The sequence below is a fragment of the Streptomyces sp. NPDC056452 genome (genome assembly GCF_042796085.1).
Classification (GTDB): domain Bacteria; phylum Actinomycetota; class Actinomycetes; order Streptomycetales; family Streptomycetaceae; genus Streptomyces.
The window spans coordinates 204,118-224,835 of the sequence record NZ_JBHTRI010000001.1 but is presented as its reverse complement, the minus strand read 5'-3'; the positions used below and the strand labels follow the sequence as shown (position 1 = coordinate 224,835).

Annotated in this window: 19 protein-coding genes; 8 read left to right on the top strand and 11 right to left on the bottom strand. The window is 71.6% G+C overall.

The window, feature by feature from the left end:
- Window positions 1–35: 35 nt before the first annotated feature.
- The 4 genes from ACFQ6X_RS01010 to ACFQ6X_RS00995 form a co-directional block, all read right to left on the bottom strand.
- Complete coding sequence (locus ACFQ6X_RS01010) at window positions 36–692, bottom strand: DedA family protein (RefSeq protein WP_383173929.1); 657 nt, start codon at window positions 690–692, stop codon at window positions 36–38.
- A gap of 213 nt (window positions 693–905) precedes the next feature.
- Window positions 906–1,364 (bottom strand): DoxX family protein, encoded by a 459-nt coding sequence (locus ACFQ6X_RS01005; protein WP_383173926.1) that lies wholly within the window; start codon window positions 1,362–1,364, stop codon window positions 906–908.
- Between the two features lie 120 nt (window positions 1,365–1,484).
- On the bottom strand, window positions 1,485–3,161 hold the full coding sequence (locus ACFQ6X_RS01000) for an alkaline phosphatase D family protein (RefSeq protein ID WP_383173923.1): 1,677 nt from the start codon (window positions 3,159–3,161) through the stop codon (window positions 1,485–1,487).
- A 167-nt stretch (window positions 3,162–3,328) separates the two neighbouring features.
- On the bottom strand, window positions 3,329–3,973 hold the full coding sequence (locus ACFQ6X_RS00995) for an HNH endonuclease family protein (RefSeq protein WP_383173920.1): 645 nt from the start codon (window positions 3,971–3,973) through the stop codon (window positions 3,329–3,331).
- A 279-nt stretch (window positions 3,974–4,252) separates the two neighbouring features.
- Here ACFQ6X_RS00995 and ACFQ6X_RS00990 point away from each other — a divergent pair, with 279 nt between their 5' ends.
- Window positions 4,253–4,987 carry an ABC transporter permease gene (locus tag ACFQ6X_RS00990; RefSeq protein WP_383173917.1) on the top strand — a complete coding sequence of 245 codons (735 nt, stop codon included), beginning with the start codon at window positions 4,253–4,255 and terminating at the stop codon, window positions 4,985–4,987.
- Window positions 4,988–5,042: 55 nt separating this feature from the next.
- Here the strand turns inward: ACFQ6X_RS00990 and ACFQ6X_RS00985 are convergent, their stop codons facing one another.
- Window positions 5,043–5,705: an HAD-IA family hydrolase gene (locus ACFQ6X_RS00985; protein ID WP_383173914.1), complete on the bottom strand. Its 663-nt coding sequence runs from the start codon at window positions 5,703–5,705 to the stop codon at window positions 5,043–5,045.
- Window positions 5,706–5,934: 229 nt separating this feature from the next.
- Entirely contained in the window at window positions 5,935–6,984 is a 1,050-nt protein-coding gene (locus ACFQ6X_RS00980) for a peptidoglycan-binding protein (RefSeq protein ID WP_383173911.1), read from the bottom strand.
- A 139-nt stretch (window positions 6,985–7,123) separates the two neighbouring features.
- Here ACFQ6X_RS00980 and ACFQ6X_RS00975 point away from each other — a divergent pair, with 139 nt between their 5' ends.
- A complete protein-coding gene (locus tag ACFQ6X_RS00975; protein WP_383173908.1) occupies window positions 7,124–9,166 on the top strand; it encodes a DHA2 family efflux MFS transporter permease subunit in 2,043 nt (680 codons plus the stop codon).
- A 42-nt stretch (window positions 9,167–9,208) separates the two neighbouring features.
- Here ACFQ6X_RS00975 and ACFQ6X_RS00970 read toward each other — a convergent pair whose 3' ends face one another.
- Window positions 9,209–9,685, bottom strand: a complete 477-nt coding sequence (locus tag ACFQ6X_RS00970) for a GNAT family N-acetyltransferase (RefSeq protein WP_383173905.1) — start codon at window positions 9,683–9,685, stop codon at window positions 9,209–9,211.
- Between the two features lie 61 nt (window positions 9,686–9,746).
- Here ACFQ6X_RS00970 and ACFQ6X_RS00965 point away from each other — a divergent pair, with 61 nt between their 5' ends.
- From ACFQ6X_RS00965 to ACFQ6X_RS00955, 3 genes are all read left to right on the top strand, one after another.
- Window positions 9,747–10,853: a serpin family protein gene (locus ACFQ6X_RS00965; protein ID WP_383174588.1), complete on the top strand. Its 1,107-nt coding sequence runs from the start codon at window positions 9,747–9,749 to the stop codon at window positions 10,851–10,853.
- A gap of 218 nt (window positions 10,854–11,071) precedes the next feature.
- On the top strand, window positions 11,072–13,099 hold the full coding sequence (locus ACFQ6X_RS00960; protein WP_383174585.1) for a bifunctional glycosyltransferase 87/phosphatase PAP2 family protein: 2,028 nt from the start codon (window positions 11,072–11,074) through the stop codon (window positions 13,097–13,099).
- 104 nt (window positions 13,100–13,203) lie between these two features.
- Window positions 13,204–13,983, top strand: coding sequence for a hypothetical protein (locus tag ACFQ6X_RS00955; protein WP_383173902.1), 780 nt, complete (start codon window positions 13,204–13,206; stop codon window positions 13,981–13,983).
- 38 nt (window positions 13,984–14,021) lie between these two features.
- On the opposite strand, the gene ACFQ6X_RS00950 is transcribed toward ACFQ6X_RS00955, so the two are convergent.
- Window positions 14,022–15,002 carry an Lrp/AsnC family transcriptional regulator gene (locus ACFQ6X_RS00950; RefSeq protein ID WP_383173899.1) on the bottom strand — a complete coding sequence of 327 codons (981 nt, stop codon included), beginning with the start codon at window positions 15,000–15,002 and terminating at the stop codon, window positions 14,022–14,024.
- Window positions 15,003–15,217: 215 nt separating this feature from the next.
- On the opposite strand from ACFQ6X_RS00950, the gene ACFQ6X_RS00945 reads away from it, so the two are divergent.
- The gene (locus tag ACFQ6X_RS00945) at window positions 15,218–15,751 is read left to right on the top strand and encodes a hypothetical protein (protein WP_383173896.1); all 534 of its coding nucleotides are present in this window, start codon (window positions 15,218–15,220) and stop codon (window positions 15,749–15,751) included.
- Between the two features lie 132 nt (window positions 15,752–15,883).
- On the opposite strand, the gene ACFQ6X_RS00940 is transcribed toward ACFQ6X_RS00945, so the two are convergent.
- The 3 genes from ACFQ6X_RS00940 to ACFQ6X_RS00930 form a co-directional block, all read right to left on the bottom strand.
- Complete coding sequence (locus ACFQ6X_RS00940; RefSeq protein ID WP_383173893.1) at window positions 15,884–16,852, bottom strand: AEC family transporter; 969 nt, start codon at window positions 16,850–16,852, stop codon at window positions 15,884–15,886.
- Between the two features lie 69 nt (window positions 16,853–16,921).
- Window positions 16,922–18,283, bottom strand: coding sequence for an MFS transporter (locus ACFQ6X_RS00935; RefSeq protein ID WP_383173890.1), 1,362 nt, complete (start codon window positions 18,281–18,283; stop codon window positions 16,922–16,924).
- Between the two features lie 236 nt (window positions 18,284–18,519).
- Window positions 18,520–19,182, bottom strand: coding sequence for a TetR family transcriptional regulator (locus ACFQ6X_RS00930; protein WP_383173887.1), 663 nt, complete (start codon window positions 19,180–19,182; stop codon window positions 18,520–18,522).
- Window positions 19,183–19,327: 145 nt separating this feature from the next.
- Between ACFQ6X_RS00930 and aroQ the strand changes: the two genes are divergently transcribed.
- The gene (aroQ, locus tag ACFQ6X_RS00925; protein WP_383173884.1) at window positions 19,328–19,798 is read left to right on the top strand and encodes a type II 3-dehydroquinate dehydratase; all 471 of its coding nucleotides are present in this window, start codon (window positions 19,328–19,330) and stop codon (window positions 19,796–19,798) included.
- Complete coding sequence (locus ACFQ6X_RS00920; protein ID WP_383173881.1) at window positions 19,795–20,658, top strand: shikimate dehydrogenase; 864 nt, start codon at window positions 19,795–19,797, stop codon at window positions 20,656–20,658. Before aroQ ends, ACFQ6X_RS00920 begins: the two co-directional genes overlap by 4 nt.
- Window positions 20,659–20,718 lie beyond the last annotated feature (60 nt).

Sequence of the window (20,718 nt, the reverse complement as noted above, 5' to 3'; positions counted from 1 at the left end):
CGGACGGTCGGGCGGTATCAGCTGCCTGCCGGGGCTCAGCTGCCTGCCGGGGCTCCGGTGACGACCGGTGCTCGCCGGGTGTGTGTGGGCCGCCGGACGACGAGTGCTGCCAGGGCGCCGGCGAGGAACAGGGCCAGGACCGATACGGCCGTGCCCAGCCAGGTCGCGCCCAGCCACTGGCCGCCGAAGTATCCGAGGCTCACGCTGTAGCCCGCCCAGGCCACCCCGGCCAGCGCCGACCAGGGCAGGAACTCCCGCACCTTGCGGTGGGCGGCGCCCGCGCCCAGGGACACGACCGAGCGGCCTGCCGGGGCGAAGCGGGCGATGACGACGAGGGCGCCGCCGCCGCGGCTCAGCGCCGCGCCGAGGCGCTCCTGTGCGGTGGTGAGACGGCGGGAGCGGGCGATGGCCCGGTCCAGGCGGTCGCCGCCGCGCCATGCGAGGCGGTACGCGACGAGGTCGCCGAGCACCGAGGCCGTGGCCGCGCTCAGGGTCAGAACCAGCAGTGAAGGCACCTGTTGTGTGGCCTCGCCGGCGGTGACCGTCGTCGAGCTCGCCGCGGCAGCCGTCGCCGCAGTGATCACCAGCACACCGCTGGGCAGGACGGGCAGGAAGACGTCCAGAAGTACCGAGAGGGCGACCACTGCGTAGATCCATGGGCTGCCGGTCAGCGCACCCACACTCTCGAGCACCTTCTACTCCCCGTCCGTTTCCCCATGTCACCGTGTCAACGCCGCGACGTCGCAGGGGAGCGGCAGGAGCGGCAGGGTCAGCGGTTCAGAGTACGCCTGCCGTTTCCCCGGAGTTCGCCGTGGGGCGGGTGATGTTGTGCAGGTCACGTACGCCCCGGCCCCCCATGACGACGGGGTCCGGGGCGTACGCGACCTGGGTCGGCGGCCGGTCCGTCAGACCGGGACGACCGGTGAGGTCTCGCGGGACGGCTGGTCCTCGCGGGCGGCGCCCGTGCGGGAGGAGAAGAGCCGGTCCACGGCCACGGCGCCGGGGCCCGTGAAGACCAGCAGCAGGAAGGCCCAGCAGAAGACGGCCGACGCTTCGCCGCCGTTCTGGAGGGGGAACAGCGATTCCGGCTGGTGAACCTTGAAGTACGCGTACGCCATGGATCCGGAGGCGACGAGGGCGGCTGTGCGGGTACCGAGGCCGAGCGCGACCAGGGTGCCGCCGACGAGCTGGATCACGGCTGCGTACCAGCCCGGCCAGGTGCCGGAAGGCACGGTGCCGCCGCCCATCGCGCCGCCGAGGACGCCGAAGAGCGAGGCGGCGCCGTGGCAGGCGAAGAGGAAACCGATGACGGCGCGGAAGAGTCCGAGTGCGTAGGGCTGTGCCCTGTTCAGACGTGCGGACATGGGGGGTTGGCTCCTTCGGTCTGGGGACGTGAAACCGATCGGGGCCCTTCAGGTTAGGTAGACCTCATTATTACTTGCAAGTTCAACATATTCGCAACTGGCTGAAAGGGATCACCTGTTCTACGTCAGCGGGCGCTCCAGGACCGTCTCCAACTGCGCGCCTGTGGGTCGTTGCCTGGCCTGAACCAATGTCAGCGCAGCTTTCCGGCCATGCAGGGTCAGGGTCATCAGCTGATTGCCGAACCATGGTCCGCCCGTCCTGCGCCAGCGCATCGGCGGCGCTCCCGTCCTGCCGTGGAGCGCCAGCGCGCGTCCCAGCCACCGGCCGGGCGTGCTCCAGCCGAAACGGAATCCGGCTCTTATCGTGGCGGGGATCGAGTTGTGCACGGGGGAGCAGGTCAGCTGCAGTATGCGTGCGCCGGGAGTGGCGCCCGGTGCGGGATCTGGCCAGTGGGGTTCGGCGATGTACGCATGGTGCACATCGCCCGAGAGCACGCATACCGTGGCAGGAGCGTCCGGCCCACCGGCGACCTCCCGCAACAGCTCCGTCAACTCGTTGAAGGACTCGGGGAAGGCCGCCCAATGTTCCAGGTCAGAGGCGCGGCGCACCTTCTCCCCGAAGCGTGCCCAGCGCCCGTCGGGGCCGCCGCGCTCGCCCCGGCACAGCGCGGCGTTCCAGCTCTCCGCGTCATGGATGAGCGGCGGCAGCAGCCACGGCAGTGAGGTGCCGATCAGGAGATGGTCGTACGCATCCGGGTCGGCGAGGGCCTCGTCGCGCATCCAGCGGGCCTCTTCGGTGTCGAGCATCGACCGTTGCTGCTCGCCGAGAACCCGGGCCGCCCGGGTGTCCACCATCAGCAGCCGTACTCGGCCGAAAACACGCCGGTAGCTCCACCGGGTGTGTGTGGGATCGGCGTCCGCCCGGGCGGCGTGGTCCCGCAGTACCTCTGTGGCGTCCGGGGCGGCGCGTACCGCCGCGTACAGCGGGTCGGCCGCCAGGGCCTCGGGGGAGAGATTGCCGAGGTGCTGGTACACCCAGTACGACATCAGGCCACTGACGATCCGTTCGTGCCACCACGGCGTGCGCCGCATGTCCTGGAGCCAGGCGGCGCTGGTGTTCCAGTCGTCGATGACGTCGTGGTCGTCGAAGATCATGCAGCTGGGAACCGTGGAGAGCAGCCAGCGCACCTCCGGGTCTCGCCAGGACTCGTCGTAGAGAAGGGTGTACTCCTCGTAGTCCGCGACCTCCGCGCCGGGCGGCTCGTTCAGGTCGCGGCGTGCGGAGAGCCGGCGCCGGGTGGCCTTCGACGTCTCGTCCGCATAGACCTGATCGCCGAGCAGGAGGAGCACGTCGGGGCGTACGGCCGTCGGGTCGGCGGCGAGCTCGACTGCCAGGGTGTCGAGGGCGTCCGGGCCGATGGGGTCGTGCTCCCGCTCGGGTGCGGCCGCCCAGCGGCAGGAACCGAAGGCGATCCGGACCGGTCCGGTCTCCTCGGGCCGCGGAACGGCGGGGGTGGTGATGGTGCTCGCGGGGAAGGGGGACTCCTCGGGCGGCCAGACGCGGCGGCCGTCGAGGAGCACCTCGTAATCCGTGGTCGAGCCGGGCGTCAGCCCCGTGACCACCACCAGCGCGTAGTGATGCCCCTGCACCGCGAAGGTCGGGGTGGAACCCGACGCACCGTCCGCGCAGCGGACCTCGGCCGTGCAGGGCCGGCTCGCCTCGACCCAGACCGTCGCCCGGGAGCCGGACTCCCAGTCGACGTACCGCAGCAGTGGTCCCAGGCGTAGCCCGGCCATGTGTGCCCTCCTCGCGTCGCCGTGACCGATGGCTCCGTACGGTACGGGTCGCCGTGGCCGATGGCTCCGTACGGTACGGAACGACGGAGGAGGGCGGGTCGGTTCCGCTCCGTGGGTCCGGGCCTGGGCGGCAGCCGGTCAAGGAGCGGCTCCGCGGCCGTTCGGTGTCAGCAGCCGTTCAGCACGGACTGCAGCGCGCTCTTCTCGGTCGAGTCGACGCTCATGCCGTAGTAGTGCTTCACGTGCACCCAGGCGCGTGCGTAGGTGCAGCGGTACGCGGTGCGCGACGGCAGCCACTCGCCCGGGTCCTGGTCGCTCTTGGACTGGTTGACGTTGTCCGTGACCGCGATGAGCTGGGGGCGGGTCAGGTCGTTGGCGAAGGCCTGGCGCTGGGCCGTGGTCCAGCTGCTCGCGCCGGAGCGCCACGCCTCGGCCAGCGGGACCATGTGGTCGATGTCCAGGTCGGCGGCGGCGGTCCAGGTGGCGCCGTCGTACTGCGAGTACCAACTGCCGCTGGTCGCGGCACAGGCGGAGTCCTGGACGACGTTCGTACCGTCGCGCTTCAGGACGACTTCGCGCGTGTTGCAGGCGCCCGACTGGGTGATCCAGTGCGGGAACTTGTCGCGGCTGTAGCCGGTCGAGGAGCCCTCCGCGGAGACGGTGAGCTGGCCGAGGTAGGTGCGGGCGGTCGACGCGCTGACCGGTGTGGGCATGGCGGCCTGGGCGGCCGGGGCGGAGAGGAGCCCGGTGGTGGCGGCGAGTGCGGCGGAGGCGGCGACGACGGCTATGCGACGCGCGTAGATACCGGACATAAGAACTCCCTTGATGTGGGGGGAACTTGGGCGGGCGACCTGTGGGCCCGGCCATCGTGGCGGCGCCGGGTTTCCAGGGGATGGTCGTCAGGTAACAGAGTGGCGACATGCGCACGTCACATCAAGAGGTAGGGCGGCTCGGTCTGACGTCCGGTCCGAAGTCTGTTCGAGGGCGGGATCTGACAGCGGGACGGCTCGGCCGGGCGTGCGCGATCCCGTTCCGGGTGGTTCGTAGCGGTGTGAGCAGGCGGGGGCTCCCAAAACACCTAGGGTGGCCGCGTGTTGCTTCCGGTCACGCCCACGCTCGGTGTCGCTCTCGCCGTACTCCTGGTGTTCGCCGCCACTGTCGCCGCGGGAGCCTCGCTCGGGCGCGCGCGGGAGATCGTCGTCGCCGGGCTGCGGGCCGCGGTGCAACTCACCGTCGTCTCCCTGCTCATCGGCTGGGTGGTGCGCTACGCGGGACCGCTTCTCGCCTTCCTGGTGCTGATGTTCGCGGTGGCGGTGTGGACCGCCGGTCGCCGGATCACCACCAACCGCACCTGGTGGTGGGCGGCGCTGCCGATCGGTGCCGGAGTCTTCCCTGTCGTCGGTGCGCTGCTGCTCACCGGGCTCGTCCCGGTGCGGGGCATCGCGCTGATCCCGGTCACGGGCATTCTCATCGGGGGCGCGCTCACCGCGACCGTGCTCGGCGGGCGGCGCGCGCTGGACGAGCTCGGGACCCGGTGGGGTGAGGTCGAGGCCGGGATGGCGCTCGGCCTGCTCGACCGGGACGCCCGGCTGGAGATCGCCCGCCCGGCGGCGTCGGACGCGCTCCTGCCTGGGCTGGACCAGACCCGGACCGTGGGGCTCGTCACGCTCCCCGGCGCTTTCGTGGGCATGCTGCTGGGCGGCGCCTCACCCGTGGAGGCGGGCGCCGTGCAGCTGTTCGTCCTGGTGGCACTGATGGCGGTGCAGGCGGTTGCCGTCGCGCTGGTGCTGGAACTGGTGGCGCGGGGACGCCTGCACCGCGGATGAGGCGGGCGCGGGCGGGGCGCGTGAGGCGCGCGAGCGATGCGGGTGGGGGTGAGGGCTAGCGGGCGTCGATGTGCAGACGGATCGAACCGTCGCCGACCGCTTCCACCCGGAGCTGCGTCAGGTCCTCGACGTGGGCGTCCGGGGAGAGCGCCGCCGCGCGCGGGCCGACGCCCACGATCCGCATACCGGCCGCCCGGCCGGCGGCGATGCCCGCCTCGGAGTCCTCGAAGACGATGCAGTCCGCCGGGGCGAAGCCCAGCTCGGCCGCACCCTTGAGGAAGCCCTCGGGGTCCGGCTTGCTGGCGCCGACCAGCTCGGCGGTGACCCGGATCTCCGGCATCGGCAGGGCCGCGGCCGTCATCCTGGCCCGGGCGAGCGCCGCGTCGGCCGAGGTCACGAGCGCGTGCGGGAGGCCGGCGAGGGACGCCATGAAGGCGGCGGCGCCGCCGATGGGCACCACGCCGTCGATGTCGGCGGTCTCCTCGGCGAGCATGACGCGGTTCTCCGCGTGGTTCTGCTCCATGGGGCGGTCCGGCAGCAGGGCGGCCATCGTGGCGTACCCCTGGCGTCCGTGGACCACCTTGAGCGCCGCCTCGGGGTCGAGGCCCTGCTTCAGGGCCCAGCGCCGCCAGCAGCGCTCCACCACCGCGTCGGAGTTCACGAGGGTGCCGTCCATGTCCAACAGGAGGGCGCGGGCTTCGAGGACGGTGGCCGACATCGGCAGGCTCCAGAGCGCGGGGAAGTGCGACCGGCACGGGGCAGGTCAAGAGAACAAGCAGCCCCGCCCGCCGGTCAGGGGAAACGGGCGGAGGCTACTTTGTTCCATCACGATACAAAAACCGTCGCCGGAACGCCAATCCCGCAGGCCGGGCATCCTTCCCGCAGGCTCTGCCCGCCCCTTCCCGCAGGGCCGGGCCGCCCTTCCCGTACGCCCGCGCATCCGCTCGTCAGGACCGCCGCCCGTTGCCGGTCGTCTGCGCCTCCAGCGCGCGACGGGTCTCCGGTCCGTACACGCCCGGCGGATCGTTCTGGACCGACACCCAGGTCTGGAACTCGCGGACAGCCCGTTCCACACGCTCCGAGTACTCCCCGTTGTCCGGCTCGCGGTAGACCCAGATCTCCTGCAGCCGGCGCTGGAGCTCGGCGACCTCCGCGCCCTCGTCACCGCGCCGCAGGGTGGGCCCGGCGATCTGGGCGGGCGGCGCCGCTGTCGCCTCCGGGGACTGCGTGGCGGTCGCCGAGGGCGACGGCGTCCTGGACGCAGTGGCCGAAGGGGAGGCCGACGGGCTCTTCGACGCGGACGCCGAGGGCGACGACGACGGTGACGCGGAGGCGGACCGGGAGGGTGTCGACGAAGGGGAAGCGGACGGGGACTCCGACACGGAGTCCGCGGGTCCGTCGCTCGCGTCCGGGACGCTCGTCGCGACCTCGGGCAGGGCCTCCTCCCGGCTGTCGTCCCTGTCGAACAGGCCGCCCGCGAAGGCGGCCGTCCCCACCACCGCGGCCACAGCCGCCCCCGCGGCGAGGACGGCGAACGGCCGCCGACGGCGCGGCTGAACGGGTTCGGGGCCACCGCCCGCGTAGGCGGCGGCGGTACGCCGACGGCTCTCGTCCACCGGGTCGGCGTCGGGGAACGGGCCCGCGGCACCTCCCGCCGCACCGGCTCCCGCGCCGCCGGCACCCGCCGCACCGGCACCCGCCGCACCGGCACCCGCCGCACCGCCCATGAAGATCGGCATCGTCGTGGCCGCCGCGGGTGCGGCGTGCTCCTGCCCCGCGTCGCTCGACAGCGTCACGTACGGCCGGATCCGGAGCGGATCGAAGTCCTCGGCCGCGGCCATCTCGGCCGAGCGGGCGGCCCGGTGCTCCTCACCCGGCAGCTGGGCCGTACGGGTCCCGCAGGCACACGGGCGCCCTGTGCTCCCGGGGCCCGCACCCCCGGGTCCCGGTCTCGCACTCTGCTCGCCGCCGCACTCCGGGCATATATGTCCGGTCATCGTGGGTTCCCCTCCCCTTTGAACTGCCTGCGATTATGCAGGCCGCCGCCGGGAAGCCCAACGCCCGCACCGCTGCTCGGCAGGCCATAACGGGACACAGCGGCCAGGATGGGGGAGAAGCGGACCCGAGGAGACGTTCATGGCCCAGCAGCTGAGCCCGCCGCCCCTTGCACCGGGCGAGGGCAGGACCCGGCGGAGTGTCCTGGTGGCCATCGGCGCACTGCTCCTCGGCATGCTGCTCGCCGCACTCGATCAGACCATCGTCTCCACCGCACTGCCGACGATCGTCAGCGAGCTGGGCGGCCTGGACCATCTGTCCTGGGTGGTCACCGCCTACATGCTGGCCGCGACGGCGGCAACCCCGCTCTGGGGCAAGCTCGGCGACCAGTACGGCCGCAAGAAGCTCTTCCAGACGGCCATCGTCATCTTCCTCATCGGCTCGGCCCTCTGCGGCATGGCCCAGAACATGCCGCAGCTGATCGGCTTCCGCGCGCTCCAGGGACTCGGCGGCGGCGGGCTGATGGTGCTGTCCATGGCCATCGTCGGAGACATCGTCGCGCCGCGCGAACGCGGCAAGTACCAGGGACTGTTCGGTGCGGTCTTCGGCGTGACCAGTGTCCTGGGACCGCTGTTGGGCGGCTTCTTCACCCAACACCTCAGCTGGCGCTGGGTCTTCTACATCAACCTGCCCATCGGGGTCGTCGCACTGCTCGTCATCGCGGCGGTGCTGCACATCCCGGTCCGCCGCACCAAGCACACCATCGACTACCTGGGCACCTTCCTCATCGCCTCCGTCGCCACCTGCCTGGTCCTCGTCGCCTCGCTCGGAGGCACCACCTGGGACTGGGACTCCGTCCAGATCGTCGCCCTCGCGGTCCTCGCCGTGGTGCTCCTCGTGGCGTTCATCGGCGTCGAGCGCCGGGCGGCCGAACCCGTGCTGCCACTGAAGCTGTTCCGGATCAGGACCTTCAGCCTCGTCGCCGTCATCAGCTTCATCATCGGCTTCGCGATGTTCGGCGCGATGACCTATCTGCCGACCTTCCTCCAGGTGGTGCACGGCATCACGCCGACGATGTCCGGTGTGCACATGCTGCCGATGGTCTTCGGCATGCTGATCACCTCGACCGCCTCCGGGCAGATCGTCAGCCGGACGGGCCGCTGGAAGGTCTTCCCGCTCGTCGGGACAGCCCTCACCGCCGCCGGTCTGATGCTGCTCCACCAGCTCTCGGAGACCAGCTCCACCTGGCAGATGAGCATCTGCTTCTTCGTCTTCGGCGCCGGGCTCGGCCTGGTCATGCAGGTGCTGGTCCTGGTCGCGCAGAACGCCGTCAGCTACAAGGACCTCGGCGTCGCCACGTCCGGAGCGACCTTCTTCCGGTCCATCGGGGCCTCGTTCGGTGTGGCTGTCTTCGGCACCATCTTCACCACCCGGCTCACCGGCAAACTCGGTGACGCGCTCGCCGGGCGGTCCCTGCCGCCCGGAGTCGACGCCGAGGCCCTTGCCGCCGACCCACGGGCCATCAGCCGGCTCCCCGCCGACCTGCGCCCCTCGGTCCTCAGCGCGTACTCGACCTCGATCACCGACGTCTTCCTCTACGCGGCCCCCGTCGTCGTGGTCGCCTTCGTCGTCGCCTGGTTCCTCAGGGAGGACCCGCTGCGCGGTTCGGTGACGGCCCCCGACACCAGCGAGACCCTGGCGTCGAACCCGGTCCAGCGTTCCTCGTACGACGAGTGCGCCCGCGCCCTTTCGGTGCTCGCCACGCGGGAGGGGCGCCGGGAGATCTACGAGAAGATCACCGCAAGGGCCGGATACGACCTTCTGCCCGCGTCCAGCTGGCTGTTGCTGCGGATCAAGCGGCACGGCACCGTCGAACCCGCCAGGCTCGCGGAGGCCGCCCCCGTACCGCTGCGCGTGATCACCGAGGCGTCCCGCCAGGTGGAGGGGCGCGGCCTGGTCCGGCGCGAGGGCCTGCAGATGGTGCTGACCGACCTGGGCGCCGAGGCCGTGGTCAAGCTGTCGAAGGCCCGTGAGGAGTCCCTGGCCGAGATGCTGGGGGACTGGTGGGGTCCGGAGCGGCCCACCGATCTGGTGCGTCTCGTGGAGGAGCTGACCGCCGAGGTCAGCGGGTCGAGCAAGGAACGGCCGCACATGCCCGAACCGCCCCGCGACCACTTGGCCTGACCGGCCCGCGTACCCCGTGTGCTCGGGATACGCGGCCACGGGTCACAGCTCCTTGGCGAACCAGTGCTCCGCGTACGGCCCTTGGTTGAACGCCGGAACCTCACGGTAGCCGTGCTTCGCGTACAGCCCGCGCGCCTCGACCAGGTCGTTGCGGGTGTCCAGCCGGATCTGCCGCACTCCCAAGGAGCGCGCCGCACTCTCGATCGCCGCCAGCAGCAGCCCGCCGCCCCCGGTGGAGCGGAATCCGGGGCGTACGTACACCCGGGTCAGCTCCGCGGTCCCCGCGTCGGCCAGCCGCAGTCCCGCGCAACTGGCCGCCTTGCCGCCGTACCGGCCGACGACGAACTCGCCGGTGGGCCGGGCGAGGAGTTCGACGCCGTCGCCGGTCAGCCCCTCGTCGATCTCCCCGGTGGTCGCCGGCCGTCCCCAGTACCGGCTCGCCACCTCGTCGTAGTAGTCCCTGCGCAGGAGTTCCGCGTCGGGCGTACCGAAGTGCTCGGGGGCAACGATCCAGGTCATTGGTCCATTCTGACTTCGGTACGACCGGATGACGAACCATTAATACGTGCAGGGGGCAGCGATGGTGCAGGACTCCGACCCGGCGGCCCGGGCGGCAGCGGTGCAGCGGCTCGGCGAGCAGTGGATACGGGAGCTGGCGGGGCCCGGCCCGGAAGGCGGCTTCGTCTGCTCGCCGGCCGGGCTGTGGCTGGCGATGGCCGCCGTCGCCGCCGGAGCCCGCGGGGCGACGGCCGGCGAACTCCGCTCGGTGCTCGGGACGGCGGAGGAGGAGGCGGCCGCCGTCGTGACGGAGGCGGCGCGGGAGTGGGGACGTACCGAGGCGCTGCGGGTGGCGACCGGGGTGTGGAGCAGGGTGCCTGTCCGTCAGGAGTACATGGACGCGCTGCCGGACATCGGGTTCGGGCCGCTGGACACGGACGAGATCGACGCCTGGGTGCGCGAGAGGACCGGCGGTCTGATCGAACAGCTGCCGTTGCAGCTCGACGGTGTCGCTCTCGCGCTGGTCAACGCGCTGGCTCTGAAGGCGCTCTGGGAGACCCCGTTCGACATGAACCGCACCCGTGAGGTCCCGTTCACCGACGCGGCGGGCAGGACCCGCCCGGCAGTGACGATGCACGCGGCGGTGCCGCTGCGGGACGCGTGGGCGGTGGCGGGCGCGTACGTCGTGGAGCTCCGCTGCCGAACGGAGCCGGGCGGGGCGGCTCCGGCACGCGTCAGGCTCGTCCTCGGGGAGCCCGGCGCGGGGGCGGCGCAGGTCCTGCCTCTCGCGTGGGCGCCCCGGGAGGAGAGTGCCCCGCTGCATGCCGACCAGGTGACCATCGGGGTCCCTCGATTCACCCTGCGTACGAACGTCCAGGTCACCGAACAACTGCCCGCGCTCGGCGTGCGGCTCGCGACCAGTGCGGCCGAAGCGGACTTCTCGGGGCTGTCGCCCCAGCGCCTCCATGTCTCGGAGGTGGTCCAGGAGGCCGTGCTGAAGATCGCCGAGGAGGGGGTGGAGGCCGCGGCGGTCACGGTCGTGGCGATGCGCCGCGCGGCCGCGCCCCGGCCCCAGGTGGTGCGACACCTCGCGTTCGACCGCCCGTTCGGGATCGTCGTCCTGGACGGCTCCGCCGACGTGCCCCTGTTCGCGGGCTGGCAGGCGGACGCCCCCGTCCACGAGGGCTGACGAGCAACCGGACCGACAGATTCCGGCCGCGGCTCAGGGACGGCTTTCATGTTCTGAGCATTCTTTCGGGCAAAAGCGTGGTGACAGTCAGGCGAAGAGGGGGTTGATTGTGTCTTCCTGATGGGGCAATGCGAGGCTTCATCCGCACATACCCGGCTCGAGGGGACGGTGCACGAACGGTGGGAGGGGCGGCGCGCGTGGCAGAAGCGGAGCGCAGTGTGCGGGGGAACGCGACGGCGGAACCGGGGACGAGGACCGGGGCGGCCCGGACAGTCCTCTGGCTGCTCGTGGCCGTCCTGGCAGTACGGCAGATGGCGGTGGTGCTGCGGCAGCCGCCCGGCGAACGCCTCACCGACCTGGAGACCTGGATCGGTGAGAACGGGGTCCTGCACGTCGCGGGATCCGTGTACGACGCCGGCCGGTTCACCGGCACCCCCTTCGCGGGACTGGTGCTGAAACCCCTGACGGCCTCGGCCGAGCAGACCCTCGGCGTCGTGTGGACCTTCGGGTCCCTGCTGCTCGTCGCGGCGCTCGGCCTGGTCGCCGCCCGCGCCCTGCCCACCCCCGTGAGCCGCCGCACCACGTTCCTCGCGGCGCCCGTCGCGATCGCCCTGCTCATGCTGTCGCTGCCCGTGCGCAACGCCCTGTACCTGGGACAGACCAGCATCCTGCCCGTCCTGCTGGTGCTCGTCGCCTGCTTCGCCGCACGCGGCGAACGCCTCCCCGGTGTGCTCATCGGCATCGCCGCGGCCCTCCAGCCCGCCGTCCTGCTCTTCGCCGGGCTGCTCTGGCTCACCGGCCGGCGGCAGGCCGCCGTGACCGGCGGCGCCGCGTTCGCCGCCTGCACCGCGCTGGCCGCGGCGGCGATGCCACGCGACTCCTGGACCTACTGGGTGCACCATGTCGCGGGTGCCGGACTCGGTGACAGCCCGGACAGCCTGGCCAACCAGACCCTGCACGGCGCGCTGCTCCGCCTCGGCTTCGAAGGCCCCCTGGAGATCGCGCTCCTCCTCGCCCTGGCCGCCGGTGTCACCTTCCTCGGGCTGCGGCGCGCGGTGCGCTACGCCCAGGACGGACAGCTGCTCCTCGCCGTCGCCGTCACCGGGTGTGTGGCCGTCGCCGTCTCGCCGACCGCCTGGCAGCACCAGCTGCTCTGGGTGCTCCTCGCCGTCGTGGGACGGGTCGGCACCCGGGCCTCGGACCGGCTGGTCTGGCCGGCCGTCGTGGTGCTCGTCCTCACGCTGCCCGGGAAGATGCTGCTGCCGAACATCGGAGTGCTCCTTCCCGTACGCGACAACGTGCTGCTCATCGCCGCGCTCGGGGCGGCCTGCGTGGCGCCGTTCCTGTCGCGCACCTCGCCGCACTGGCAGCGGCCGATCCCCACGGACCACGCCGAACCCGTCGCCTCGCGCTTCAGACATGTGCCGCTGCTGCCGTTCTGGCGGAGGGTGCTCAGCCGGCCGAACCTGCTGCTGGAACTCCTGCTGATCCGGGTCGTCTACTCCGCGTACGCGAAGGTGCGGCTGGCGGCGACCGCCGGCCGCCCCACGGCCGAGGAGCACGGCCGGCAGATCCACTCCATCGAGCAGTGGCTGCACATCGACATAGAGCACTGGGCCAACCACGCGGTCGTGGAGGTCACCTGGCTGCGGGACTTCTTCGACTACTACTACTCGACGTTCCACTTCATCGTGCCGCTCGCGATTCTCGGTGTGCTGTACGTACGGCGGCCCACGGACTACCGCTGGGCCCGCAGCTCCATCGGCTTCGCCACGGTCCTCGCCCTGATCGGCTTCTGGCTCTACCCGCTGGCCCCGCCGCGGCTGATGCCGGGCCTCGGCTTCATCGACACCGTCCACGGCGTACAGGACTTCGCGAAGCCGGACTACGGGACGCTGACGTCGATGACCAACCAGTACGCGGCGATGCCGTCGCTGCACTTCGGCTGGTCGCTGTGGTGCGGTGTGGTGATCGTGATGCTCGCGCCGAAGGCATGGATGAAGGCGCTCGGCCTGCTGCACCCGCTCTTCACGGTGTCCGCCATCGTCGCCACGGGCAATCACTGGGTGCTGGACGCGGTCGGCGGCGCGGCCGTCGTGGGCATGGGATTCGGCCTGACGTACGTCCTGTCCGGGCCCCGGACGCTCCGGCGCAAGCCCGTTGCGGCGGCGGGTCCCGCGGCCGAGGCCGGACCTGCGGAGGATGCCGGGAACCCGGTGGGTGAGCCGGTGGGCAGCAAACGCTGAGTCACCCCGGACGGCCGCGAGGCAGCGTCACCCCGGACGGCCGCGAGGCAGCCCTCCCCGGCGTGGGCCTCTGACAACTCCGACAGCAGGGAGCGCTTCCTCCGATGGCCGCACAGCCCACACGTCCTGAGCACGGCGATCACGAGACCGCCCCGGTCATGGATGTCTCGCCGTTCAAGCCTTCTCTCGTCAAAGCGGTGTTCAGGGACGTGACCCCGATGCACGTCTCTCGGTCGGCCGCGTGGGCCGCCGCGTCGGTGACGCGGACCGTGCTGACGGAGATCATCGACGGCGCGCGGAGAGCGGCGGCGGAGGGTGCCCGGAAGAAGCTGGTTCCCGGGGACCTCGTCTCGGCGATCGACCGGAACGTCGAGCTCGAGGTGGGGGGCACATGGTACGACCACAGCCCGACGTTCAAAGGCCTGACCGGTGTCCTGTACGACGCCGAGGGCGTCGTCGTGCCTTCTCGTCAGCGCGGCAGGTCGCCCAGACCGAGTGCTGTGGCCGGCGCCCACAGGTTCGAGGCCGGGGTCAGGAAGCTGCTGTGGAGTCAGGGGGTGACGGCCGTCCCGGCGATGGTCCGCGACCTGGACGGAATCGCGAGCGTGTTCCTGACGGACCTCGCCCGGGCGGCGGCCATGGTCGTCCGCGAGGGCGGGGGCGAACGTTTCGGCACGGTCACCCTGGTGATGTCGGGCGAACCGGCCCCACCCCCGTTCCTGACGGATCCCCTCCGGGCCCGGTCCGCCCGCAGGGGGGACCGGCGGACCATCGGCAGGGACGACATCCTGGCCGCCACCACGATTCAGTTGTTCGGCGGCAACCTCAGGCAGCGAGCCCTCACCGAAGCACGCGAGGCGACACAGAACACTTCTGCCGGCTGAGCGGGTTCGACCGGCATCGCAGCCCGCACCCTCATCTGCTACCGCAGACCCGCCACATGGGATGGTCTCTCAGGCGCCGGGGCGGTTCGTTTGGCGTAGCTGGTGATCAGCACGGTTTCCATGCGGTCGACGCCGTCGAGTGAGCCGATGCGGTCGGTGAGATAGGTGTGGAGTGCGGCGGCGTCCCGGCAGACGGCGATGGCGAACAGGTTGTGGGGGCCGGTCGTGCTGCCGACGAACGCCGCTTCGGGATCGCCTGCCAGGGCCCGTGCGACGCCTGCGGTCCGGGCGGGCGTGACGGTCAGCCAGAGCAGGCACTGCACGGAGAAGCCGAAGAGGCGCGGGTCGATCTCGACATCGAACCGGAGAACGCCCGACCGGCGGAGTTCCTCCAGACGGCGGCGGACGGCGGACTCCGACCAGCCGACCTGCCGGGCGAGATCCGGGTAGGCGGCACGGCCGTCCGCGGCGAGGGCGGGGAGCAGCCGGCGGTCGAGGCCGGTGAGGGGGACCGGAGAGGTGCCGGCGGTCGGGGCCGGTCTCAGCGCGGCGATCTGCTCCTCGGTGAGCGCCGAGGTCCGGCCGGTCCAGCGGTGGTCCATCGCCGGGCGCAGCAGCCGTTGCGCGTCGATCTGCGTGCCCTGCGGAAGGCGGCCCAGCGCGCCCAGGGGCGCCGGTCCCTCTTCGGCGACGTGGAAGACGCAGATGATCCCGGTTCCGCTGGAGGCGACGGTCACCCAGGCGGTGTCGGGGCGACGGGCCAGCGTGCGGGCGAGCTGGACGATGCCGGAGGGCGGGACGCGCAGGCGCACCAGCCATTCGGCATGGCCGGTGCGGTGGCTGTTCGTCACCCCGGCCACGCGGGCGATCCCGGTGGTACGGAGCCGGCCGAAGCGGCGGGCCACGGTGCGGTCGGAGACATCGAGGACGTCGGCGATCCTGCTGAAGGCGGCGCGCCCGTCGAGTTGGAGGGCGTGCAGGAGCCGTAGATCGAGTGCGTCCAGCGTGACCGAATCCACCGGACCAGTGTAGGGCGGTGTCGGATTGCGGCGTGGGGACGGGAGTTGGGGATCCGGAGCTCGCGGCCGATGCAGCATCGAGCCCATGGCGGTGCTGTTCGACCGGTGCGACGGTAACGACGGCCGCCACGACCGAAGTTCACGCCGCGGGAGCGCTGAGCCGTTCCTGCGGGGCCCTGTTCGCCCTGCGTATTCCGTCTCTGTCGGAGGACACCGTGTTCGGAACCCTCATGCTCCTCGCCGGCCCGACGCTGGGTTTCCGCCTCCTCGGTCTGCTGGGTGTCGGGCGGTTCGCGAGCTGGCGAACCAGTGCGGCACACGGTCTGGCCGTCATGCTCGTGGCCACCGCGACCGCGCACTTCGCCCCCCGGGGCATGGGCATGATGCCCGGCCACGACGACATGGCAGCCATGGTGCCGCCGTTCGTCCCGTTTCCCCGCGTGATGGTCTACCTGACCGGGGTACTGGAACTCGCCGGCGCTGTCGGCCTCGTCCGGACCGCGACACGTACGGCGGCCGGGACCGGCCTGGCGGTGCTCTTCGTGCTGATGTTCCCGGCCAATGTCTACGCCGCCGTCGAGGACATCCCGTTCGACGGCGATCCGGCCACGCCGCTGTGGTTCAGGATTCCCGAGCAGCTGGTCTTCATCGCCGTTGCCCTGTGGGCGGCCACAGCCCGTGACACCGATCGACCGTGGCCGGGTGTGATCCGGCGCGGCACCGACGACACCGCCGTGGCCCGCCGATGACGGGGGCGGAGCTCCGGGGGCCGTGGCCGAAGGGGTACCGGGGAGACTTCCGCCTCCCCGGTACCCCTTCGGCCGGGATCGCCGCGTCTGACCAGCATCCGCCCGAAACCGCGGGGCCGCCACTCGAACGGCTCAGCCGTGCGACGGTCCCAGCGCCCAGGCCGCCAACGACAGCGTGGCCATCGACACGACCGTGGACGTCACGACCGCATTGCGGGCGAGCGTGGTGTCCAGCCCGTACTGCCCGGCGTAGATGAAGGCGTTCTGGGCGGTCGGCAGCGCGGAGCACAGGACGACAGCGAGGAGCTGGGGGCCGGCGAGGTCCAGGAGCAGGGGGCCGCCGACGGCAAAGGCGATCAGGGGCTGTACGAGTGTCTTGAGAGCCACCACCGTCCCCAGTTCCGCCCGGCTGACCGGGGCCGCGCATGCCGCCGGTTCCGGGCGGGTGTGCAGCGACAGGCCGAGCGTGATCAGGGCCGTGGGAACGGCTGCGGACCCCAGCAGATCGCAGGAGTGGGTGAACGCCTCCGGCAGCCGCAGGCCGGTGGCCGACACGCAGACGCCGAGCAGTGAGGCCATGATGACCGGGTTGCGGACCGGCATGGTCAGCATGCGGCGCAGACCCGCACGCCAGTGGGTGTTCCCCCGGTCCGTGCCGGAGTCCAGCAGTGTCAGGATCACCGGCGACACCACCAGCACCTGGAACAGGATGACCTGGGCGACGAACGACGCGTCGCCCAGCACCTGGACGGCCACCGGAATTCCGAGGTTGGCCGAGTTCACGTAGCCCGATGCCATCCCGCTGATCGCACCGTCGGCCGTCTTGCGGCCGAAGAAGCGCCGGGCCACCAGCAGGCCGAGACCGGAGACGAGCACCGTGCCCGCGGCGAAGGCGATCACCGTGGTGTTCACGAACGAACCCAGGTGCGCGTCCGAGACCATCATGAACAACGCCGCGGGCATGGCCACATGGAAGACGAAGCGGCCGAGTACCGCCTCGGCCTGCTCCCCGAGCAGTCGCCCCCGCCCGGCCGCGTAACCGATGGCGGTCAGCGTCCAGATGGGGGCGAAGGCGGAGAGCAGGTCATGCATGCGGCTCATGATCCCTGCGTGCCGTGGCCCGGCCGTACGGGGGGCCGGGCCACAGCAGGATGCGGGGCGGGGGCCGGGTCAGACCCCGACCGACATCCCGGCCTTCGCGGCGACGTCGCCGCTCCGCTCCCCGAGGTGCTCCGTCTCCACATGGGCGGTCTCACGGGCGGTGAGCGCCGAGATGACGGGCGGCAGGCAGAGTGCGGCCGCGAAGAGCGCGACGCCTGCCCAGTTGTCCCCGTCCGGGCCGGCGATCTGCGAGGCGAAGGCCACGGCGAAACCGGCGATGGCGAAGCCGGTCTGGGTGCCGATCGCCATGCCCGAGAGCCTGACCCGGGTGGGGAACATCTCGGCGTAGAACGAGGGCCAGATCCCGTTGGCGGCGCTGTAGACGACACCGAAGACGAGGATGCCCAGCCCCAGCACCAGGGGGTAGCTGCCGGTGGAGATCGCCCACAGGTAGAGCGGCATGACCACCGCGCTGCCGATGGCGCCCATCAGGAAGACGGGCCTGCGCCCGATGCGGTCCGAGAGCCGGGCCCACAGCGGAATCGTGAACAGAGCGACCAGATTGGCCAGGGCGCCGACCCACAGCATCCCGGTGCGGCCCATTCCCACGGCGTCGCTCGTCGCGTACGACAGCGCCCAGACGGTGAAGATCGTGCTGACGGTGGCGACCACCGCGCACCCGACGACCCGCAGGACATCGGCCCAGTGGTCGCGGAGCAGCACCGCGAGCGGCAGCTTCGCCACACCTTCGGTCGCTGCCTGCTTGGCGAAGACGGGTGTCTCCTCCAGGGTGCGGCGGATGACGTACCCCGTCACCGCGACGGCGATGCTCAGCCAGAACGGGATGCGCCAGCCCCAGGAGAGCAGCTGCTCCTCGGGGAGGGCGGCGACGGGGATGAAAGCGAGGGTCGCGATGAGCTGGCCGGCCTGCGTTCCGTTGATGGTGAAGCTGGTGAAGTAGCCGCGCCGGTGAGCCGGTGCGTGTTCCAGGCTCATGGAGTTGGCGCTGGCCTGCTCGCCTGCCGCGGATATGCCCTGGAGGATGCGGAGGAGTACGAGCAGGACCGGAGCGGCACCACCGATCTGGTCCCGGGTGGGCAGACAGCCGATGAGGAACGTCGACAGGCCCATCAGGATCAGCGTGAAGACCATGATCTTCTTACGGCCGACCCGGTCTCCGACATGGCCGAGGAAGAGCGCGCCGACGGGACGGGCGGCGTAGGCGACACCGAAGGTGGCCAGCGACAGCAACGTCGCGTTCGCGGGATCGGACTCGTCGAAGAAGACCTTCGGGAAGATCAGCGCGGCCGCGCTGCCGTAGATGAAGAAGTCGTAGTACTCCAGGGCGCTGCCGATCCAGGCGGCGAGCGCGGCCTTACGGGGCTGGGCCTGAGGCAGCGGTGGACCGGTGGCGGGGTCGTGAACGGTCACGTCGTACTCCTTCGGGGACGTTCCGTGCGGGGAGGGCGAGCGGGTGGAGCGAGCGGGAACGAGCGGCGCGGCTAATTAACGCACTAGGTAGTTAGTTGCGGATGGCTACGGATGCTGCGAGGAGATGACGCCCCTGTCAAGAGTCCGCGCAGAACTCACCCGGTCCGCGCGCCGCCCGGCCCGCGCCCCGGCCGTCTCGGCCGGCCCTGCTCCCGGACCGGCCCCGGCCGCGGGTCTCAGGCTGCCCGGTCGGCCGTCAGATAGGCGATGATCATGTCGCCGAGCATGGTCCGGTAGTGCTCCCGCCGGTCCGTGGCGACCAGGTCGCGGCCGAAGAGCGCCCCGAAGGTGTGCCGGTTCGCGATCCGGAAGAAGCAGAAGGAACTGATCATCGCGTGCAGGTCCACGGCGTCGACGTCCGCCGTGAACAGCCCCGATGCGCGGCCCGCGTCCAGGATGCGTCGCAGGACATCGATCGCGGGGGAGCCGATACGGCTCAACTCGGCGGAAGCGGCGATGTGTTCGGCCTCGTGGATGTTCTCGATGCTGACGAGCCGGATGAAGTCCGGGTGGTCCTCGTGGTGGTCGAAGGTCAGCTCGGCCAGCCGTCGGACCGCGGCCACGGGGTCGAGGTGCTCCACGTCCAGGAGCTGCTCGGCCTCCCGGATCCTGCTGTACGCCCGCTCCAGTACCGCGGTGAACAACTGCTCCTTGCCGCCGAAGTAGTAATAGATCATGCGCTTCGTGGTGCGGGTGCTGGCCGCGATCTCGTCGACCCGGGCCCCCGCGTAGCCCAGGCGTGCGAACTCGCGTGTGGCCACGGTGAGGATCTCGTCCCGTGTGCGGGCCGCGTCGCGGGTGCGCCCGGCGGGTCGGACGGGTCCTTCGGTGCTGGTCATCCGGATCCTCCGCGGGCAGTCGGTGAGTGCTCGCGATTCTAGAAGCCGGGGGGGCGGGGCGGCCGATCCGGGCCGGGGTCTTCCCAGGGCGGCCCGCATTCGGTAAGACTAACTAACCAGTCCGTACATTAATGGGAAGTGAGCGATGCCGAACCACGCCGACACGCCCCACGGCGCCCCGGTCCTCGTGCTGAACGGGCCGAACCTCGGCCTCCTCGGTCTGCGCGAGCCCGCCGTCTACGGAACGGGCACCCTCACCGACGTCGAGGAGCTCTGCCGCCGGACCGCGCAGGAGCACGACCTGCGCGCCGACTGCCGGCAGAGCAACCACGAGGGCGTGCTCATCGACGCCGTCCACGAGGCCCGCACGGCCCACCGGGGCATCGTGATCAACCCCGCCGGGTACAGCCACACCTCGGTGGCCCTGCGCGACGCGCTCGCCGCCGTGGAGCTGCCCGTCGTGGAGGTGCACCTGTCGAACATCCACCGGCGTGAGGCGTTCCGCCACCACAGCTACGTCTCGGCCGTCGCCGATGCGGTCATCTGCGGGGCGGGTGCCCACGGGTACGCCATGGCCCTCGCCCACCTCGCCCAGCTCCTGGAGGAGAACCGTTGAGCCCGGACTCGTACCTCGTCGGCCTCATCGGCTCCGGCATCGGCCCCTCGCTCAGCCCCGCTCTCCACGAACGGGAAGCCGACCGGCAGGGGCTGCGCTACCTCTACCGCCTCATCGACATCGGCGCGCTCGGTGTCCCGCCGGAGAGGACCGGTGAACTCGTGCGCGCCGCGCGCGACATGGGGTACGACGGCCTCAACGTGACCCACCCCTGCAAACAGCAGGTCCTGGAGCACCTCGACGCGCTCTCCCCACAGGCCGAGGCGCTCGGCGCGGTCAACACCGTTGTCTTCGAGGGAGACAGGGCGACCGGCCACAACACGGACGCCACGGGCTTCGCCGCCTCCTTCGCCCGAGGGCTGCCCGACGCGGCACTGGACCGGGTCGTGCAGCTGGGCGCCGGCGGCGCGGGAGCGGCCGTCGCCCACGCGCTGCTCGCCCTGGGCGCCGGCCGGCTCACCGTGCTGGACGCCGTTCCCGAGCGTGCTGCCGCCCTCGCCGGTTCCCTGAACCTGCACTTCGGTCCGGGGCGGGCGGAAGCCGCGGACCTCCTCGACATCGCCGCGCGGACCGCCGGTGCCGACGGGCTGGTCAACGCCACCCCCATCGGAATGGCCGCCCACCCCGGACTCCCGCTCCCCGCAGACCTGTTGCACCCCGGCCTGTGGGTTGCCGAGGTCGTCTACCGTCCGCTGGAGACGACCCTCGTACGCACCGCCCGCGCGCTCGGCTGCGCCACCCTCGACGGCGGCGGTATGGCCGCCTACCAGGCCGCCGACTCCTTCCGGCTCTTCACCGGCCGTGAACCCGACACCGCGCGCATGCTCGCCGACATCGCGGATCTCACGAGCACTCGCTGACCCAGGAACCCGGAAACCCGGACTCCTGAACCCCGATCCCCGATCCCCGAATCCCGGAGG

What these genes read in the sequence shown, in the direction of transcription:
- ACFQ6X_RS00940 (WP_383173893.1), bottom strand. Translation starts at nt 16,852, where the DNA reads ATGAGCCGCATGCATGACCTGCTCTCCGCCTTCGCCCCCATCTGGACG.
- ACFQ6X_RS00975 (WP_383173908.1), top strand. Translation starts at nt 7,124, where the DNA reads ATGGCCCAGCAGCTGAGCCCGCCGCCCCTTGCACCGGGCGAGGGCAGG.
- ACFQ6X_RS00980 (WP_383173911.1), bottom strand. Translation starts at nt 6,984, where the DNA reads ATGACCGGACATATATGCCCGGAGTGCGGCGGCGAGCAGAGTGCGAGA.
- ACFQ6X_RS00955 (WP_383173902.1), top strand. Translation starts at nt 13,204, where the DNA reads ATGGCCGCACAGCCCACACGTCCTGAGCACGGCGATCACGAGACCGCC.
- aroQ (WP_383173884.1), top strand. Translation starts at nt 19,328, where the DNA reads ATGCCGAACCACGCCGACACGCCCCACGGCGCCCCGGTCCTCGTGCTG.
- ACFQ6X_RS01005 (WP_383173926.1), bottom strand. Translation starts at nt 1,364, where the DNA reads ATGTCCGCACGTCTGAACAGGGCACAGCCCTACGCACTCGGACTCTTC.
- ACFQ6X_RS00985 (WP_383173914.1), bottom strand. Translation starts at nt 5,705, where the DNA reads ATGTCGGCCACCGTCCTCGAAGCCCGCGCCCTCCTGTTGGACATGGAC.
- ACFQ6X_RS00965 (WP_383174588.1), top strand. Translation starts at nt 9,747, where the DNA reads ATGGTGCAGGACTCCGACCCGGCGGCCCGGGCGGCAGCGGTGCAGCGG.
- ACFQ6X_RS00930 (WP_383173887.1), bottom strand. Translation starts at nt 19,182, where the DNA reads ATGACCAGCACCGAAGGACCCGTCCGACCCGCCGGGCGCACCCGCGAC.
- ACFQ6X_RS01000 (WP_383173923.1), bottom strand. Translation starts at nt 3,161, where the DNA reads ATGGCCGGGCTACGCCTGGGACCACTGCTGCGGTACGTCGACTGGGAG.
- ACFQ6X_RS00970 (WP_383173905.1), bottom strand. Translation starts at nt 9,685, where the DNA reads ATGACCTGGATCGTTGCCCCCGAGCACTTCGGTACGCCCGACGCGGAA.
- ACFQ6X_RS00995 (WP_383173920.1), bottom strand. Translation starts at nt 3,973, where the DNA reads ATGTCCGGTATCTACGCGCGTCGCATAGCCGTCGTCGCCGCCTCCGCC.